The sequence below is a fragment of the Nocardia sp. NBC_01730 genome (assembly GCF_035920445.1).
Taxonomy (GTDB): domain Bacteria; phylum Actinomycetota; class Actinomycetes; order Mycobacteriales; family Mycobacteriaceae; genus Nocardia.
This window is the reverse complement of record NZ_CP109162.1, coordinates 6,975,680-6,995,857: the sequence shown is the minus strand read 5'-3', so window position 1 is coordinate 6,995,857 and position 20,178 is coordinate 6,975,680. Positions and strand designations below refer to the sequence as shown.

Below are 20,178 nucleotides of genomic sequence, written 5' to 3'. Positions count from 1 at the left end.
CTACCGGGTCGGTGGCTCGGGCGTGCCCCAATAGTGTGTTCAGCCGGACTATTTCCGCGCGCAGGCGCCGGGTCCGGCGCGCAGTGTCGGTGGCGCGGGCGTGCTCTGCGAGCGCCCGGTTCAGTTCCCGGGCAGTGTCGTCCGGGTCGGCGAGGTTGCCCAGGTCGTCGGCCACGGCGTCGCGGCGGGCGCGCATTCGCAGCGCCGCTGCCGCTTCTGCTTCTGTCAGCTGCTGCGACGGTGTGACGGGACGGCCCGTCGCACCGTCATACTCCGGCCGCGGCAGGTTGCCGTCGTCGGTGGCAGCCGCAACAGCCCGTGCGGGACCGGGCTGACCAGCGACCTTCTCCAACAACCCGTCGTGCTCGCCGAGGTGCAGGGTGGTGGTGAATCCGGTTGCCGTGGTGATCGCGACGACCAGCAGTCGCGCGCCGTGGGCCCCGGTCACCGTGAAGGTGATCGAGCCCCCCTCGTCCGCGTCCAGGCTGGCGGTGTGCGCCGCCATCGCGGACAGGAGCCGGTCGACCGACTTGGGATTGCGCCATCCGGCGATCAGTTCGGCCGGCCGACTGTATTCGTCCGACGGATCCTCGGTGTGCACGGTCGGCGGTGTCGCCAGCAACCGCATCGCGAACCCGATCAGCTCCGGACGACCAGGCAACACGGCGAGTTCGACCGTGGCCCGCTCCTCGGCTACCGCCATACGCAGCAACGACCGCGGTGTGCCGTCTTCGTCGCGCACGAAAACCTGGATGTGATCCGGCAGCGGTGCGTCCCAGTCGGACAGTGCCCGTAGTTGTGTCGGGTCCTGGTAGGCACCGGCGACCCCGTCGCCGTCGCCGTCCAGCACGGTCCCGAGCACCGACCAGACGACATCCCAAGAGGTGATGTCTTCCGTCGGCCGAGTGAACGACACCGTTACGGCGGTGTATTCGCCGGGCGTGCCTTCCAGACGTTCGACACTCACCTCGGTGAAGCCGTATTGACTGCGGCCCGCCATCCTCCCGGCCCAGGTCTCCCGCGCGGCCATGCGCAGCACCTCTGCCAGGTCCGCGTCGGGATCCACTTCGAGCGCGGCCGCTACCGCCTCGTTGAACGCCGCCAGGTTGTCGGTCATCCCGTCCCCGTGCGGTCCCCACTCGACCCGGACCGCGCGCACCAAGCCGCCGACGGCTTCCATCAGGTGATCGAACAGCCGCTCTCCGCTGGGAGTCTGGCCGGTGGCCCAGACCCGGAAGGTCAACACCCCGCCGGCATCCACCCCCGCGAACGCCCGCTCCTGCGAACCGTCCCGGGCGCTGTACTCGAAGAGGAAACCGTCGTCGGCGCCTTCCAGCGGGCGGTCGCCGACCGGGCGCGCACCGATCCAGATGCCCTGCGGGCCGCGGTCGGCGGTGTCCTCGGTGAGCTCCTCTTCCGGGTCGCCGAACTCGTCGAAGACGATCACGTGCACGTCCTGCACACCGTTGCCCGCCTGCAGGGCCCAGTCGTCCACGTCCTCGTCGCCGATCACCCAGCCGTGCTCGGCCCCGGGATGAGCCGGGTCGTACACCACCGTGTCACCGGTGGTCAGCCTCTTGCCCTTGGCCTCGGCCAGATCCCGCAGTTCCGGGTATTCCAGCAACAGATCGACGGTGACCTGGAGCACCGCGAAGGCATGCGCGCCGATCACCTTCCCCCCCGGTGCGCCGAAGCTCATCGTTCCGGCGACGGCTCTCTTGCCCAGGCCGCCCTTGTCGCGGCGGCGAACCTCATGTACCGCAGCAGCCAACCCGGTCGTCCCCTGTCCGATCGGATGCTGCGCCCACCCCGCATTCAGGCCGGTGGCATAAGTCTTGGCGCGCATCCCGTTGATCCGCACCTCGTCGTCGTGCACCGAAGACATCCGGGCGCCCTTCGGCCCCAATGCCGCCTTCGTTGTCTGCTGCACCAACGCGCCACAGATCGGCGGCTCATCGGACACCAGGTGCCGCACCCAGGGGGTGTCCGGGACACTCGGCGCGGCGAACGACGACACGGCGCGGGAAGGCCTGGGCGGAGCCGGTGGGGCGGATTCCGCCAGCCGGGGGCCGGTGGCCACAACGGGGCCCGGGGTGCTGACGCCCAGCCATTTCGCGATGCTGTACACATGGCGACGGCCTGTCTCGTCGACAAAGGTGCGGGTCTGGGCGATATCCAGATCCCGTTGCAGAACAAGCATGCGCGCCTTGGCATCCCAGAAGACCTGGGCGCCTTTCGGAACCCGGATGTACTGGAGGTCGGATTCGCCGAGCCGATCCGACGGTGTCTCGGTGATTTCGACGGAGATGAACCCGGCGTGGGTGCGCCAGCCCCGCCTGTCACCCTCGTCGCCGGCAAGCACCTTACCGACCGCCATGATGTCGCGTTCGAGCCGCTGCGTCCCCTCGAGAAGCTGATCGGTGCGCAGGACATCGACGATGGCCGGGTCGTCGAGCGCGCGCTGGTCCGACGACTTCGACAGATAGGTGTCCAGGACGGCGAACCTACTGTAGAAACCGAGGTTGCCACCCCCCTCGGCCCACGGCAACTGCGCTTGCTGCTCCGGTGTGAGCCGACGACCCCACCGGTCCACAGCATGATCGAAGGCGGCCTCATCGTCGGCGAACGTGAGCACGCCCGGGGAGATTTCGTCGCGAGCGATGAGGTGTCGGGCAGTCTCCGACAGCGTGTCGAACACCTGCCGAGACACCGCGCCCGGACCGTGCTGCGCCAATTGCGCACGCAGCTGCCGTATCTCGGCATCGTTGGATTCAGCGACCGCGTCATTCAGGCTGCGCGCCAACGCATTCGCCGTTTCCCGGTTCGGCCGGTGGCCGATCATCCGATGCTCGGCCATGCCGTGGGGTTGACGGCCGTGCAGTGGGATCTCCGGGTCGCGGGGGCCGTCGAAGACGATGGCGTCGACCTGGCCGACGCTGCGGCCCGCTTCCTGCACCCAGGTGTCGACGGCCTCGCCGATGATCCACCGGCCGGCGATCGCGCCGGGGAAGCCGTTGTCGTGGACGACGATGTCGCCGACTACGACACCGTGATCCTCCAGTACCGGGTTCTCGTCGAGCAGTTTCTGTGTCACCGTGACCACGGCGAAGGCGTGGTCACCCAGCCGGCCTCGGTTCATCACACCGGCGAGGGCGTGCTTGCCGTTGCGGATTTCGGTTACCGCCGCGGCAAGGCCCGCTTGGCCGATACCGAGCGGGTCGGTGCGGAAGTCGGCATCCAGGCCGGCCGCCATTTCCAGGTCGGACGTGCCCTGGGCGCGGATGGTCGCGTCGTGCTGCGATGCCGGGCGCATCCGGGCGGCGGCGGGACCATCGATCACCGCGTGCAGCACCGCATGTACCAAGGGGACGCAGATCTTGCCGGCCAGGTGTGCCGCGCCGGTGGGCGGGTGTTCGTAGTCGGCCAGGTCGGCATCGGCCGGCGGGGTAGCGGTCGCCGGAGCCGGGCGCATCGTCGCGGTGTCGGCCAGCAGTGCGGTCAGTTCCCGGTCGGCCCGGTCGAATTCCGCGGCGGCGGTGCGGAATACCTCGTCAGCGGGGGCGTCGGCGAGGAACTCACCCAATCGCACGTACCCTGTGGCGATACGCTGCGCCCGCTCCGGCAGCTTCTGCTGCTCCAGCAGATTCCGGACCTGTTGGGTGGTCAGTTCCTCTATGGAAAGGCCGAGTTCTTCCACCTCCAGCGGGCCGATCAGCATATACAGCCGCTGGCGCTCGCTTTCGTGTCTGTCGCGCAGGACATCGGGCGGGGCCCTGAAGGTGTCGATTTCTTGCTGGGCTTCTCGGACCTCTTGCCGCCGCGCCGCTTTCACTTCCAGCGTTTCCGCGGCCGCGGTGAGCTGTTCTTCCGGCTCGGCCCAGCTGAAGTGTGCTTCGGCGATCTGCCGCAACCGGCCCAGACCGCGATGCCGGCGGGTCGGGTCGAATCCGGTCCGGCCAGGACCGGTCGGCTCGGCGTCGGCGTGCCAGCGGCGCAACACAGCCAGTGCGTCCGGTTCGGTCACTGTCTCCGGCAGCCGGTTGTCGTCCTCGCGGAACCGGGCCAGGTGTTCGCGGCGCACGACCTCGAACTGTTCGGCGAGCACGGCGCGGTGGGCGGCGACCCGGCGGCGCAGTGTGGTCACCGCTTCGATGTCGTGCAGCCGATTGCGCGCGGCGAGGAATGTGTCGATGGACGCCACCAGCTCGTTCAGCTGCCTTCGGCGCCGAGTCGCCCCGGATTCGGATTCGTCCAGCCGGTCGCGCATGTCGACCAGCTGTGCCCGAGCCTGCTCCGGGTCGGTCGGATCGATCCCGGCCTCGGCGATCCGCTCGGCCAGGATGGGCGCAAACGGCCGGACGTAATCGGCTTCCTCATTCCGGATCCGGGTCAGCTCAGGTCCCACCGCAATGTGGACGCGATACTCCGCAGCTCGGCTGTCCACTTGGTAGAGGATGTCGCTGAACTCGCGGTTGCCGCGGACGATCCGCGCCACACGGTCGAGCTCCGCATCGTCCATTGCGATCAGTTGCCGCAACAGCTCGAACCGCATCGCCAACGCGAATCGCTCTATGGCGTTTTCGTCCAGGCCATCCGGATGCCGCGCCGGATCCGGGGACCGCTCGACCAGCGCTTCCGGGGACAGCTTTTCCGGGTCGAGGCCGTCGAGTGCGGTCTGCAACTGGTTCCGCACAATGGGGTACTCGTTGCGCCACCGTTGCACGGCCTGTTCCGGATGTTCGTTGCCGTAGTGCTCTCCGAGCGAAATGCGCTCACCGCGCACTGTCCCGGGCAGTGGACGGGGAGCGAACTTCCGCAGCTCGCGGTGCACCTGTTCGAGCCGGTCGGCCTGATCCACCGCCCATTCGAAGACGCCTTCTCGAGCCAGACCGTATTCCTGAGCGGTATATCCCTGGTGCAGCAGGTTTTCCAACAGGTCGATCCGCATCAAGCGTTTCGCGGACGCCACGACCTGTAGGAGCTGGTGCTGGGTACGGAGGAAGAACGCATACTTCTCCGCCACCGCGGCCAACGCCGCCGAGGTGTCGGGGTCGGCTTTCAGTTCGGTAAGCCAGTTGTTCAGTGTGGTGGGCCAGCCGGCCTCGAACCCGAACCGCGGCGGAGGCTTGACGCCCGGTACGTCGCGTAGTTCCGCCTCCGCTGCCACGCGCAGGGCGTTCCATTCCACCCACGCCGGCGAATCCGCGACCGCCAGATTTGTCGCGTCCAGGTCCGGGCGGACGTAGTCGCTGCCTTCTGACCGGATCCGGGCAGCCAGCTCCTGCACCATGTCCTCGTGCTCGGAGCCGAGTTCGCGGCGGATCCGGTTCAGTCTTTCCACCGGTTCGGCCAGCGGCGGCGGCACGACCGGGACGACCGGCGCAACAGACGTGCGGTCCGGCGACGGTCGGCCTTCGGATGCCGGATCCGACACCCATCCCTCGGACGTGAATTCCCCGGCCCGGAACCCACAGCCGGTCACCACTTCGTCGTCCAACGCCGCGCGCACGAGGTCGTCGGCGCTGTCGACGGCGATCACCCGGATCACCGGCCTGCCCGGCACATATTGAGCATCGGCCAGCTGTCGGCGGGCTTCGACGAGGCTCGCCAGATCGGCGGCCAACCGGTGCGGGTCGGTGCCGTGCCAGGCCACCACCGCGTGATCCCGGGCCCCACCAGCCCGCTCGTGGTGATGGGCGACGGCCCGGTTCATCCCCGCCCGCAACGCTTCCAGTGCCGGCTCCTGCGCGAACACCAAAACCGTGATCTCCGTGGCACTTCCGGTGTCCGCAGTGGCCACGGCGGACCGCCGCGACGAGTCCGCATTCGGCAGCGGCAACGCCAGCGGCTGCAGGACCCCCTGTGTCCTGTCCTCGATCCACCGTTTGGCCCGGGCCAGCGTGTCCACCAGGGCTTCCAGGTGCGGTAGCTGATCATCGGCCTGTTCGGCGATGCCCATGCCGGCCAACTCACGCTGTAGGCGCTGGTCGCTCACCTGCAGCTGCAGTATGCGCAGCACGGCCGCGGCGCGGTGTGCTCCCACGATGCCATCCGCCGCCGCGGCCGACTCCGGCCGGGCACTGGTGAAACGCTGCCGTTCTGTCTCGCTCCAGCGGGCCCACTGCCGGGCGATATCGCGCAGCGGGCGGTCGAGGATCAGACGCTCCTGCTCCCGCACCGCTGTTTCCGCCTCAGCGTCGGGTTCGGGGAGTGCGTCGAACAACTCCCGCTCGGCCGAGGACCGGTCCGACCCGGTGGTCCGGCCGCTGCGGATGTCGTTGGCAAACAGGCCGCCGACCGCCGCGGCAGTCACCACCGCGTCGCCGTCGTCTTCACCCACCAGTTCGACACGCCGCAGGCCGGGGTCTTGTTCGGGATTTTCCGCCTGCCACACCGCATCCGCGGCCACCATCCGCCGGGCCAGGTCTTCGCTGTCGGCGCGCACTAGGTCCTCGGTGTGCGGGGCCCGGGCGTGCGCGGAGTTCGCCGAGTCGAGGCGCAACACCGCGAGCATCGACAGCGGAACATCCCGCTGTCGTTCGGTGTCGAAACGCTTCGCGGAATCCACCGCGGTGGTTCCCAGCGTGTCCGCCCTGCCGTTCAGTCGTACGGTTCTCGGCACGTAGGCGATCTGTTGGTCCGCGTGCTCCGCCCCGTATCCAAGTACCGTCCGACCCCGCGTGCGGGCATCTCCCAGCCGCGGGAAGGACAACAGCGACACCGACGGGCTGCCAGCCAACCGTTCTTTCGCCCAGCCTGTAACCTGCTCCACTGCGAAGTGGACTCGATCCAGTTCTTTTGCCTGGTCGGCCATGCCTTCCTCGACAGCCCAGTCCCACAGCCGTTTCAGCTCGGCCCGGTTCACCTCGTCGCGCATATGCCACGGGATGCCTTCCGCCTCACCGATGACATCCGGGTGCAGCGTCAGCAGCGCCCGCTTCTCGACGTCGCTGCAGTCGTTCCACAGCTTCCGGTTGACCAACGCCTTCCGCCGCGCGTCGTCGAGGTCGCCGGTCGCCAACATGTCCGACACGTACCGAATCCCGGCCCGGTCCAACACCTGCCGCACCAGGACTTCCGCCCGCTCCGCGAGGCGTGGGGCATCCGGCTGGGCGCCGATCACACCTTCCAGGCCGATGCTCGGGCGGTCGGTGAATTGGACGAGCGGGTTGAGGTCCGCGTCGAGCTCGATGCCCTGGATCACGGCATTACGACCGCCTGCGCGCACCGCCCAGGCGGCGATCGCCTCGCGGCCGACGATCCAGCCGCCGTTCTCGCGGGCGATCGGGTCGGCGTTGTCGAACACCACCACTTCGCCGACCAGGCCCTCCAGCTCCCGGTTCGCGTCGGCCAGCTCCTGGTTCACCCGCATCACGGCGGCGGCGTGTGCACCGATAGAGCCGTGGTCGGCCACCACCGCGACCGCGCCGAGGCCGTCGACACGCACCCGGTCCACCGCCGCGAGCAACCCGGTCGCACCCCAGCCGAACGGCCGGTCCCGCCAACCCGCACGGCGACCGGCGGGCAGGTTGGCTGCCAAGACCACGTCGGACATGCCGTTCATCGCCAGCCGAGGGGTTACCTGGATCGGGGTGATGTCGTCGGCTCCCCGGGCACCGACCAGCTGCTGGAACCGCAGCTGCACCTCACCACCGCAGATCAGGTCCTGCCGGACCGCCGAGTGCTGCGGCACCGGGCCCGAGTCGGGCATCGGCGTGCCGACCAGCGACGGGCGCTCACCGGAAGGTGAGCCCAACGCATCCTGGTAGGCCTCGCCGAGCGGGATGTCCCGGATCCGCGCTGCCCCCGCTGAGCGCAGCTGCTCGACCTCTGCGTCCGCGATGGCGTCGGTCCTGGTCCCGTCGACCTCGGAAACGGTCCAGCCCAGGAAATTCCGCTGAGTGGCGACCCATACGGTCACCGTCCGGTTGCCCGGCTCGCCTGTCATGGTTACCCGAGCCCGGCCCCAGGCGTCGGCTACCCCGGTGATCTCGTCGACCCGCTGGTCGATCCCGGCCAGCGCCGCATCGAGGGCCGACTGCTCGGTCGCCCAGCCCTGGGTCAGCGCGCGCATCGCGCCCTTGACCCCGTCGACGCGGCCCTGATCGCCCGGGTACAGGGTGGTGGTCACGTCCACTGTCGGCGGTTCGGATTCCACCAGCCGCACGGTGGCCTCGGGCTTGTGAGTGCGGGCGACCAGGTTCAGTTCGTGCGTAACGCGTCCGGACTCGTCGCGTTTGGTGGTCGCGTCGGCCAGATACAGGTCCGGCTCGACGTCGCGGGCAGCTTCTTCAGCGGCGATCCGGTCCGGGTCGTCCACGGCAGACAGCACCGCTTCAGCCACGGCAGCGGTCAGCGCCCGGGCTTCGGCATCGGCACTGCCGGGCAGTTCGGCCACCAGACCGCGGGTCCCGTACGGGTCGGTGTCGGATTCGCCGAACATGACCCCGACGGTGAGCTGTTCTGCGATGGTCGCCGCCGCCGGCGGCGTGACCGGCGGGTACCCCTCGCCGGTAGCCGGTTCGGCCTTCGCAGGCACCGGCTTGTCGGCGGCGTAGATCAGGTACCAGGCGCCCTTCTCGAAGGTCTGCTTCGGATCGTTCGGGCGGAGATCTCGTCGCTCGTAGGCGTCGAGCGGGTGCCAGCCGTAAGCGTCGGCGAGCCCGTCCAGCAACGTCTTGCCGCGGCTGCGCTCACCGCCCACCGCCTCATCGAGCACCGCGATGTCGATGAAGCCCGAGGCCAATTCACCCAGATCGAGGTCGTCCCAGGCTTCCAGCGACTCCTGCTCCGCGGCGACGGTGGCGGTCGGGTCGTCGACGAACGGGCGTCCGGTGTCGGTGTCATAGCAGCGCACCAGAATCCGGTCATCGGTGATCGTGACCTCGAGTTCCACTTCACCGTCGGTGTGGTCCAACCCGTTGCCGGCGACTTCCGACACCAGCGATTCCGCATCGTCGATCTTGCCTTCCGGCCAACCACCCGGGTGCGCCTCCATCAGCGCGCGCACCATACGCCGAGCCTGCGACAGCTCCCTATGCCGTTCTTCGCGGTTGGTGCTGCGGCCGAACCGCTTGCGGACCATCCGATGCCCGGGCAAAGCGGAGTCGACCACGGGGCGCTCGTAGAACTCGACCCAGATCCGGGTCCCTTCCGCGGTGGTCTCGACATCCGACTGGTCGGCCCGGCGCAGGATCGCGGCCACCGTTTCTTCCGGAACCGGACCGTCGACCACCAAGTCGACCCGCAGCACCCGGGAACCGGGCACGCCCTGCACCTGTTCGGTGGTCGTCACCCGCAGGTCTTCGGCCCCATCGGTGAACACCTGGTCCAGCACGGCCGTCACCACGTCGGCCGCGGCCTGTGGGGTCCGCGACAGCCGCAGGCCGGGCCAACCGTACCAACGCATCAGTTCCGCGTAACCGCCGCTCAGCTGCTGCCGGCGCTGCTGCCAGGTCGTGTGGTCCAGTGGTCGCGGCGCTACCGCCGCGGAAGTCACGGCCGCCAGCTGGATCGCCGAGTCCACCGCCAGCCTTGCCGCGGCCGAGGTCTTCGCCCGCTCCGCCGGGTGCAGGTCCTCGCCGGGAGTCAGCCCGTCGAACGGACCCAACTTCTCGGCCGCGACGTCGGTTACCTGGCCGCGCTGCTGCTCGAAGACCTTCGTCCGCGTCCAGTGCTCCTGCAGCTGCGCGGCCACGAATTCGACCGCTCCCGGGTCGTGCAAGTCGACGCCGGCGAGCTGCGCGGCCAGTGCGAGCCGCAGCGCCGTCCTGGCCTGGGTCAGGTTCTGCCACTGCCAGTACGGCGGCAACTCGGCGAAGGTCGTCTTCGCGATGTCGACGGCAGCGTCGCCCAGCTCGGCGAGCGAGGTCCGCGCCGGGATCGGTGTGCCGTCCCGCATCCGCAGTTGGGCGTCGTAGCGGGGATTGCCGTCCGCGTCGTCGTCGATGCGGTACAGCTCCTGATACGCCTCGTGCCCGGCGGCGGCGATCTGCTCGGCCACCCGGTCGAATTCCGAGTCGAACAACAACCACGCGGCCTGTTCGGGCGACTCGGACTCGGCGTGCTCGGACTCGGCGTCTTCGACGAGCGCGAACTCCGCTTCGAGCTCACGCTCGGTGCGGGTGACATCCCGCAACAGCCAATACGGGTTCAGTTGTGTGCGCGCCTCGGCGACGAAGGCCCGCACGGCTTCCCGCTCCAGTGCGGCCAGCTGCTCCCCGGTCCGCTCGACCTGCGCCTGCGTCGGATCGACCAGGTCTTCCCGGCCCGGCAGGAACCGCTGCTGCAGCACCCACCCCTGGTCGGGCGGCAGTTGTTGCAGCACGGCCACCAGCACCGCTGGCGCGCCCCCGGCCAAGGGCCCACCCGGTACTTTCGCTGTACTGCGACGCCTCGGCCCGACGAACGCCGCCCACACCTGGTGGGTGAACACCTGCCACCGTTTGTGTTCGGCCACCACAATGCCGATCTGGCTGCCCAGCCAGCTGCTGACATTGCGTCCCTCCGGCAGCGTCCCTGCGACGACCCGGTCGAACACCCGCTCGCGCAGCCGGCGGGGCAATTCCTTGCCGTCCACCTCGTTTTCCAGCCACGCCAGCACCGCGGCATCGCGCTGCGGGGAGCGGAACTCGCGCAACGCCGCCCGGTCACCGGCCTGCACTCTGCGCAGCAGCGCTCGGCGGGCCTGCTCATCCTCGTCCGGCACGGCCGCGGCGGTCCCGTCGCCGACCCCGTCCGGGACCGGCCCGGAGTTTCCGTCCCGGCCGCCGCCGTTCTGGGCCAGCATCAGCAGCGGCAACGCGAGGATCGCGCCCATCAAGCCACCGAATCCGGTGCCACGCGGGGTGGAACCCGGGTAGCCCGCCCGGCGGATCACGTCGAGCACCTTCACACCGACGTCCGAGCGGGCGGAGATGCGGCCATCGAGCACTCGCGCGACTACCTTGTGATCCACTCCGACTTCAGCTGCCACGGCCGTGACGAGGTTCGGGTTCGTCAGCACCTTACGCAGCGCCTCTGGCGCGTCTTTCCAGGCCAATTGCACTGCGGCGGCGAGGATTGCCGGCTCGTCCGGCTTACTACCCAACGTCTTCTGGTCGAGCACCTCGGCGACCCGGTTCGCGGACACTCCGGCGGCCGTCCCCACGTGCTCGGCCGTCACGGCGAACTGGGAATCCAGGGCTCCTCGAGCCTTTTCCGGCAGCGGCAGGCCGTAGCGCTGCGCGGCAGCGCGTACCCGCGGCAGCAGCTCCGCTGTCACCGGGTGTCCTTCGACGGCAGCGACGACGACACCGATCGGGACGTCGGCGGCGGCGGCGATCGCGGTCCACAACCCCAGCTGCGGCAACTGGAAGCCGAGGATGCGGGCCGCCGCGTAGATCCGCACCTGCTTCTCTTCGACCCGTACGACCTTGCCCTTGTTCAGTCTGCTGACCGCAGGGGCGTCGGCGCCCGCCACCCAGGCCACGGCCGCTCCGGACACGGCCACCCCGGACACCTCCGCCCCAGCCACGCCCTCCCACGTCTCCTGAGGCCTCGGCACCGTGAATCCGAGGTCGGCGGCCGCCTGCAGGATCGCCTGTTCGTCCGCGGCCTCCACCTGGCGGCCTGCGAGCAGGTCGCAGACGGTTTCCCACGGCACCCTGGCCCGGTCGGCGACCTGGTTCGTCTTGGCGTCCGGCGGGAATTCCACAGTCTCGGCGATCGGATCCGGTTGTGTGCCAGAGACTTCCGCGGTGCCGTCCCCGACCGCGGGCCGCTCGGTAGCGCGGTCCCCGAGCGTGGCCGGGCCGGTGACAGTGGACGGCTCCCGACTCGCGATGCCGTCGCGATTGCTCTCCCTCTCGGTGACCCGCACATGCCCGCGGTCGTCGACTCGGACCTCGCGGTAGCTGACGTCGATGTCCCGTGCCGCCAACTCATCGGGCGACAAACCTATCCGCTGCAGCAACACAGGCAGTTCCGTCGCTGGCGCGGCGACGACGATCCGCGGCCGGGCGTCCGGGCCGACGACGACCCCGACACCCTCGGCGATCGGGGCGGCATGCTCGGCGGCGAGCACATCACGCGCGGCCAATACCGCCGCCGCCTCGCGCAGATCTGCCAGACGCCAGCGAGCGGACTCGAGGTAGGACAGACCCGCTCGGATCCGGCCCGCCAGATCATTGATTCGCGCGAGTTCCTCGTATTCGGAACCATGCGCCTCCGCTATCCGTTGCTGCAGCGCCTGTTCGACCTCTTCGGAGGTCACGTCGGCTGTGTCTGATTCCAGTCCCAGTTCCGCGCACCACCGGACAACGTCGGCATGCAGATCATGTTCGCGGCGGGCGGCGGCCTCGATCTTTACGCGCACGCCGCGACGCATCTCGCCCGCCGGAGTTTCCGGATCCGGCCGCCAGGTCTGCCAGGCGGGCACGGCGGCGATCTCCCGGTCGAACCGCCGCTGCCAGCCGTCGTCGACCTCGGGCAGGACGTCCGCGGGCGCGACGTCCGCGGCGATGGGGACCTTCGGATCCCGCAACGCCTTCTCCACCGCCTTGATCAGCTCGTCTGAGCTGTCGGCCCGAAGGTGCGCGAACCGCTCCCGCAACACATATGCGGGCCCTTCGTACTCGTGTAGGCGGCCACCCAGCCGCCACTGCCCCTGTTCGTCCTCGTACATCGGGAGGCGCACGGGATCGCGTAGGCCCTCGAGGGTGAAGTCGTAACGCGACGAGTAAGGCTCGGACTGGCCCGGCTCCGGATACGAGGTGTCGTCTCGGGTGATCTCCAGGGTGTACAGCTTGCGCGCGATCTCCAAGGGGCCGAACGGATCGACCACCTCCCCGGAATCGGCCAGCTCCTTCCCGACACGCAGCACGGGGGAGGTTTCCTCATCCAGCTGAATTCCATCATGAGGACGAATTCCATTGTTAGGATTTCTGTCCTGGAGTATCGCCGAATATCGCTTCAGCGGGCTGATCCGACCGAGCAGCGGTTTCAGCCATTTGCCCCAACTCACACTCACCGAGCCGCTGACGCGCCCCCTCAGATACGCCATCAAAAACGCAGTGACGATCTCTTGCTGGCTCGGGGGCTGCAGATTATCCGGCAATTGGCTGAGCGAGTGGAAATTCAGCGAACCGTCCGGATCCGCCCACATCGACACCGACACGTGAGAGATCTGGTAGCCATGTCCCGGAAGCAGCACATCTGCGAATTCCGGTCGGTGGTAGGCCAGATCGTTCAGCGCCGCGTCCAGGCGGTCCAGCCCCGACACCACGACCAACCGGCCGGCGCCTGCACCGAGATCCGGGATGTGGATCACGTGGGTGCTTACCCGGATACCGCCGGGATGCTTCGCCAGCTCTGCGTCGATGCGGCGGTTGGTCACTTCGGCATCGATTGCGGCGTCCGCCTGATACCACTCGGCGAGCAGCTCGGAGAGTCGGGCGATGTCGTCGTCCCGGCGCAGCAGTTCCGTCCGGTGTTGCGCGGCACGACTCAGGAGCGCGAAAAGGCCGGACCGGTCCGACGTGCTCGGGGGTCCGGAAACATCCAACGCGACATTGCCGAGGTCCGCCGGGTTCACCCGCAGTCGCTCGGCCAACCCGGTCCACTCCACCATGACCATCGAGTGGAGGTCCGCTATTTGCCTTTGCGTCGCCGCGTTGTTGCTCCAGTACTGCAATGAGGTACCCAGTTTGTCTATCAACGCGGTGCACTGCGCGGTCACATCGTGAAGGCGCTGGGAAGCAGCCGCAAGGTCCTCGATACGGTCATGCCCAAGGGGAGTGCGCGGCGCGGGAGACGCCTCGATCCGGTCGTCCGGGACCGGAACCGTCACATACTCGACGTGGAACCTGTCCTCGATCCGAGCCGGCTCCTCATCCAACAAGTACTCGAATTCCCGCCACTGCGACCGCAACCGGTCCAACGCCCGCTGCTGCCCGCCGTCCACAGCGACCACGACCAACTTCCCGTCCCGGAACCAGACGATGTCGTGACCCTCGAGCTTCTCCCCGCCCCGCCGCAGCACCTCCTCGACGGCCGGTACGCACGCACGCGTGTCAGCGGATTCGTTGTGCCGCACCACATCCGCCATCAGGACTCGATAGCGCCGCAGCACCCCGGGCAATTCGACCAAGGCCGCTTCACGACTCGAGATGTCGGCCCTACGATTGTCCAACCTGTGGAAGGTCGCCAACTGAAGCGGCAGTTCGGCATCTTCCGCCAGTCCCAACCGGGCCAGATCGGCGGTCACCCCAGCCCGGTCGGCAGCCACGCTCTCCGTCGCAGTCGCGAAGGCGTCGCGCCACTGTTCCTCGGTCCACTCGCCGTATGCACCAGGGGGCAAGTGCAGATGGCGAGACAACTCCTCTGCCCGCTCCACGATCTGTTGAAGCCGCTCGCCGAGAGGAAGTTCCGGATCCACGGATTCCGAAGATTCGTCTCCGTCGAACCGAACACCGACCAGGACGTTCTCGAAATCCCGGGCATGCTCCGGAAGTTCCGAAACAACCTGATCCTCGGGACCTTCGGCGACCCGCATCCCCAGCACCGCGGCCACGCCCGAACTCGGCACCCAGACCTCGAACGCGATGTCCTCCCCGGACTCGTGTACCACCACCTCGCCATTGACCTGCTTGACGTTCACCGCGTGACCCCACCGCGGCGGCTGCCCCTCGTACACCAACACCGCAACCATCGGCTTCCCGGTAGCCGCCACCCGAGCGCGCACCTGCTCCAACTCGGTGACCCGCGGATCCCAACCCGCTCCCACCACTCCCGGAACATCCGTCAACAGCACGCCGGCCAGATCCGCGTCGGCCAACCCCGCGGGCGGCTCCTGCCCCAGGGCCGCCCACATATCCCGCCGCGCCTCCGGCACGCATGTCTTCGGCCCGTCAGCCAGCAGGTGCTCCACACCGCCCCGCGGACGCCGGTATTCGACCGTCGCATCGGCAGCCGCGGTGGTTGCGGCCTGCGCGTCCTGGGCGGCCAGTCCGGTGCGCAACGCCGCGTCGAGCCGGTCGACTTCCACGATGGCCGTGGCGTAGTCGACCGCGGCGTCGACCACACTGTCCATCGCCAACACCGCCCTGGCCTTGGCGTCCAGATCGCCATCCCGCTCGCCGGTCGCGGAATCGGTCAGCGGACTCACCCCGTCGGGCTGGGTCACCATCTGCTCGATCAAGGCAATCGACAGCGGCTCGTCCTCATCGGCTTCCGGCTCCGGAAAGCCCATCTCACGAGCCAGTTTCGTGTGCAGCGTGTGGGTGAGTTCGTGCTGAAGCGCGAGACGTTTCGCGCGCAGCACCGCAGGCAGCTCGACGGCCGAGGTGTTCCAGAACTCCTTGGCGGCCGATTCCTGCAGCACGCCCCAGGCTCGGTCGCGGCGGCTCGCCGCTTCATGGCGGCGGCGAGCCAGGTCCGCGAGGTCGTTCGCCCGCTGGTCCAGCTGAGCGGCCTGTTCACTGCGACGCCGGTGGTTGTCGGCCAGTTCGAGCAACGCCCGCAGCGAGCGACGTCGCCGTCCGACCGCAAATGCCCACTCGGCGCCTAGAGGGTACGAAACCTTCAGCGCCCCAGCCAACTCGAATTCGTCTTGCGGGTACCGCCTCACATGTTCGGCCCGACGCGCCTCGAATTCCTGTGCCGCCACCGCGGTCCGGGAATGCGCCTGGCGCAGCGCCGCCTGCAGCGCGGCGATGCCCCGGATCCGGGCATCGGCGTCCAGCAATCTTGTTGCGTCCGCGATCACCTCGTTGAGCGGAGCCCACTTCCTCTCCAGCTCGGACGCTTCCCAGTCCCTGAAATTTTCCCGAAGCCGCGACGCATGAGCGCGGATCATGTCCGCCGTCACCGGCTCGTGCGGCTGACGCGGCACCTCTCGTTCCAGGAACTCCCGAGTGCGGCGCAGCTGCTCCAGCGCGTCGCCGTCCAGGGTCGCCGGGTCGAGGTCGAGCTCCCCACTGTTGCGCAGACTCCTGGCCAGCCGGTCCCGTTCGGCCACATCGACATCGGCGAGCCTGGCCAGATCACCGCTCGCCACGACCCGGGAGACCGGTTTCGCTGCGGCGGGTCCGAGCGCGGCCTTGATCTGCCGATCGAATTCGCTGGTGAGCACCTGCATTCGCGCGTCGCGCTGCTCGACCGCCTCGACCAGGGCCAGTACCTGCCTGCACTCTTCGAACGACACAGCCAGGTCGTATTTTTCCTGCGCTTGCGACGGGTTTTCCGGCGGTCTGCTGCCCGGCCAGGGCTTCGTGGTCAGCGCCTCCAGCTCGGTGAGGGACATGTCCGCCGGATCGGCCTGCAGCAACGTCCGCAGCCGCTCCCGAGTCTCGGCGTAGCGGGCCCGCACCTGTTCCAAGGTCCGCGGCCCCACCCGCAGGCTCGGGCGGATGCAGTAGGCGTTGGTGATGTCCCGGTCACGCACCAACTCCATCGTCGGCATCGTGTCTTCGGTCTCCTTGACCCGGCGCGCCAACTCTCCGAGGCTCGCGACCTGTCTGGCCAACGCCCGGATCGGGGCGGCCGAATCCAGTCCCTGCTCGTAGCGCGAATACGCGTCGTAGAGTGCGTCTTCCAACGCGTCGATGCGACGGGCCCTGGTGGTGTACCGGTCGATGTCCTCGACCTTCCGCAGCACCTCGTAGTGCCACAGGAACCGGTCCGCGGCACGCTGCAACTCCGCCGCAATGCCGTGGCGCCGCAGATCGGCGTATTCCTCCCGCACCCGCCGATCAACGGTCAAATCCTGCTCCGGGATACCCAGCAGCTCAGCCAGCTCCCGCCGGGAGTAACCCAGCTCTTTCTCGACGGCGCGCCGGGTCGCCGATTCCGGGTCCTGCAACTGCGTCACACTGCTACCGGGGCGCGCGAACTGGGCTCGCAGTTCCTGGTGTAGTTCGGCGAGCCGCTGGTCGTCACTGCGGCGCAGCCCTGCCCACCCCTCGAACAGCTGAGGTGACACCGCCGGTGTCGACCTTCCCCGCAACAACCGAGCCAAACGTTCCCGGATACCAGGCGTTGACTCAGCCAGCCCGCTTACCGCACGCCTTTGCGCGTCCGACGGTTGCGACAGCGGTTCGCGGGCATCGTCTCCGTCGAATCGAGCACCGACCAGGACGTCCGCGAAATGCCGGGCATGCTCCGGAAGCTCCGAAACAACCTGATCCTCCGGACCTTCCGAGACCCGCATCCCCAACACCGCAACAACACCGGCGGGCGGCGACCACTCCTCGAACGGGACGTCCTCCCCGAACTCGTGCACCACCATCGTGCCGTCGGCCGCCAGCTTGACATTCACTGCATGACCGAACTCCGGCGGCCGCCCGTCCCGACCCTCGTACACCACCACCGCAACCATCGGCTTCCCGGTGGCCGCCACCCGCTCGCGCACCTGTTCCAAGGAAGTGACAGCCGGATCCCAACCTGCCCCGGCCACTCCGGCGGCATGCTTCAACCGCACCCCAGCCAAAGAAACCCAGCTGAGCCAGTTTTGGTCGACAAGCCCCGCAGGCGGGTCCTGTCCCAGAACCCCCCACATATCCCCCGCCGCCAGCGTCAAACAATTCAGCCTGACATGCCCGGCCAACTCGTTATTCGGGCGCTGGTACCGCTCGCGCGCGTCTTGCTGCGCGTCCAGAACCGGGTCGCTCGTGCGCGCGAGGCGCCCGAACACCTCTTTCGGGGTAGGTACCGACCGCGGTTGCGGAGGCGACACCAACGGTTTCGCCCCTGGCGCGTTGAGAGCCGGATGGTTCTCTCCGACCGTCTTGATGCCAGCCGAGTCCTCGTCCTGGTAGCGGGTCACACCACCTCGGGAACGCTGCGCGGGCTCGACCGGGGCCGGTTCCTGCTCAGGAGACCCGGACCGCTCCGGGGTAGCCGAAGCGTCGTCTGGTTCGGCCGCCGTTTCCTGTTCTGGCAGGGGGTTCTCGGCGATCTCGGCGCGCGACGACCAGGTCCATTGGTGCGGCGCCGGCTCCGCCAACCCGGCCGCGAACTCCGGCGCCCGCTCGGCCAGCTCCAAAAGCTGTTGCAGCTCCTTGACCAGCTCGAGGGCGGAGCGCAGGTCGCGGATCGTACTGCCCAGCCATCGGATCGGAGCCACGGTTTCCAACGCCGAGATCATCGCCGCCAGCCGCTCTGGTCGGACGAGCTCGGCTACCGCTTGCGCCGTCGCTGGATCTGCGCGATCCGGAGACGGGAGACCGTGCCGGTCGAATCGTCCATCGCCAGCCTCCCAACTCTTCGCGAAATAAACTCGCGCCGCCTGCACCAGCCAGTGCAGGACCGCATCCTGCTGTAGCCGATCCGGGAAGGCCTCCAGCCCTGCGCCGAACGGAACCAGCTGCGCGGACAACCCCCGATCCTGCGCCCACCAGCTCAACATCCACTTCAGCGCATACGGCACCTGCTGGTAGGAGGCCACCAGGCGCTGCCGCCTGTCGAGCAGCCGCTCATCATCCCCTCCGAAGAAGGTGAAGCCGTTCCGAGTCTGATCATCCTGGAACAGCAACGATTCGGATTCCTGCGACCAATCCACGAAGCGCCTGTCCGCCTCGTAGAAATCCAACTGGGTCCGCTCGTAGTCCCCGTCGACGACCACCGATGCTTCCCGGGTACCGACAGCCCCGGTCACAGTCACCGTCACGGTGATGTCATCACGACCGAGGCTGCGGCGCGCTTCGCGCGGTATCCGCAAGCCCGCACGTTCGAGGTGGTCACTCGCCGCCCACCCTCGCATGGCCAGCGGGATCAACCGTTCGATCAGCGCCGCCCCGTCCGACGGCTGAAAAGTTCCTCGCCCTTCCTCCTGCCGCAGCCGCAGCACCATCGTCAACCGCGGCTGCTGCCCTTCGGACACCGTGACGCGAAGCAGCGGCCAGCCATCGTCGGTGTCGATCAACTCGACCACGCGGTCACCCGCATCGTCCACCGACTCCCGCCGCTCCGTACCGCCATCCGGTACAGCGGCGACCAGCGAGACTGCAGTCCCCGGCAGCCATCCGAGCGGATCTGACAGCGGACGACGGCGCAGCCGGGCTTCGCCGTCGGCGGACTGCACCGCCCGGTCCGACCTTGCCGCACCGTGATCGGCGCGCGGCGGCGATGCCTCCTCCGGGCTCGGCGTGGATGGTCGCACCCACTCCCACCGATCGGTCTTGTTCTGTTCGGCAGCCCGACGGTCGATATAGTCCAGGTCCAAGTCGTGACCGGCCTGCAGAATCGACTTCACGTCGAGTTGGTCTTTCGTCCGCGCGCCCAGCTTGAACACGATCACGTCTTCAACGGAGATCCGGCCGCCGACCGCCCGGTCCAGCACCTCGTTCTCGAACTGCCCGAAAGCCTCGAACAGATCAGCCTGGACACCGTCGGGCCCACGCACTGTCACCTGGTAGACCACACCGTCCGGATCGAAGAACGGCTTGACCTCGTAGCCCTCCCCCGCAAATCGAAGTCGAACATCGCCGAGGTTACGAACAAGCACGTCGAAGTCGCTGGTCGCACGGACCTCGGCACGATACGAATTGGCAGCGACACCACCGACAAACGCGCCCTCCACACCCCACGACCGCAGCATGTCTGCAAACGCGGCAGCGTCGTCCTGCAACGGACGGCCGGAATCCGGCTTCCCTCCTCGGTCGCCGCTATCAGGAGCCGAACTATCCGTGTGGTCGCCCGCGAGGTTCGCGAGCGGGTAGCTCCCGGTCGGCTCCTGCCCGGGGGCCAGCGGGCGTAGCGCCTGCCGGTCCTCGTCGAACACGATGCCGTGCAGCGCCCCCTTCGGCTGCTTCCACTTGCTGAACGGCACATCGATGACCTGGTGGCCTTTGCGTTCGTGCACCCACACCTGGCCATCGGCACCCTGGTACAGCATGAACGCGTGCGCACCGACCGGCTCGTGCGTGACGGCGCCCATGACGAACTCGCCTTCGGCGGCCAACGCCCGCATCTGCTCCAGAGAATCGAAGGGCTCTTCCGCCCAGTCGGCCCCCAGCAGCTTCGCGAATTCGACCGGGCTCAAGCCTTCCAACCGGATCTGCTCGTTGAGCAGCGACGGGATGTCGCCGGCCAACTCGAAACCGAGCAGCTTTGCGAAGTGCAGGATCTCGACCGCGCAAATCTTCGGGACGTCATCGAGCCGGTGCGCCAGTTGCGCCTGACTCGGCTCCACCGCACCGT

General features: G+C 68.4%; 1 protein-coding gene (running past both ends of the window). It reads right to left on the bottom strand.

The whole window is internal to an alpha/beta fold hydrolase gene (locus tag OHB12_RS29200) on the bottom strand: the coding sequence, 155,337 nt in all, runs 97,202 nt past the left edge and 37,957 nt past the right edge, and what appears here is coding positions 37,958–58,135 — codons 12,653 (partial) to 19,379 (partial); reading right to left, the first codon wholly in view occupies positions 20,174–20,176. Both the start codon and the stop codon lie outside the window.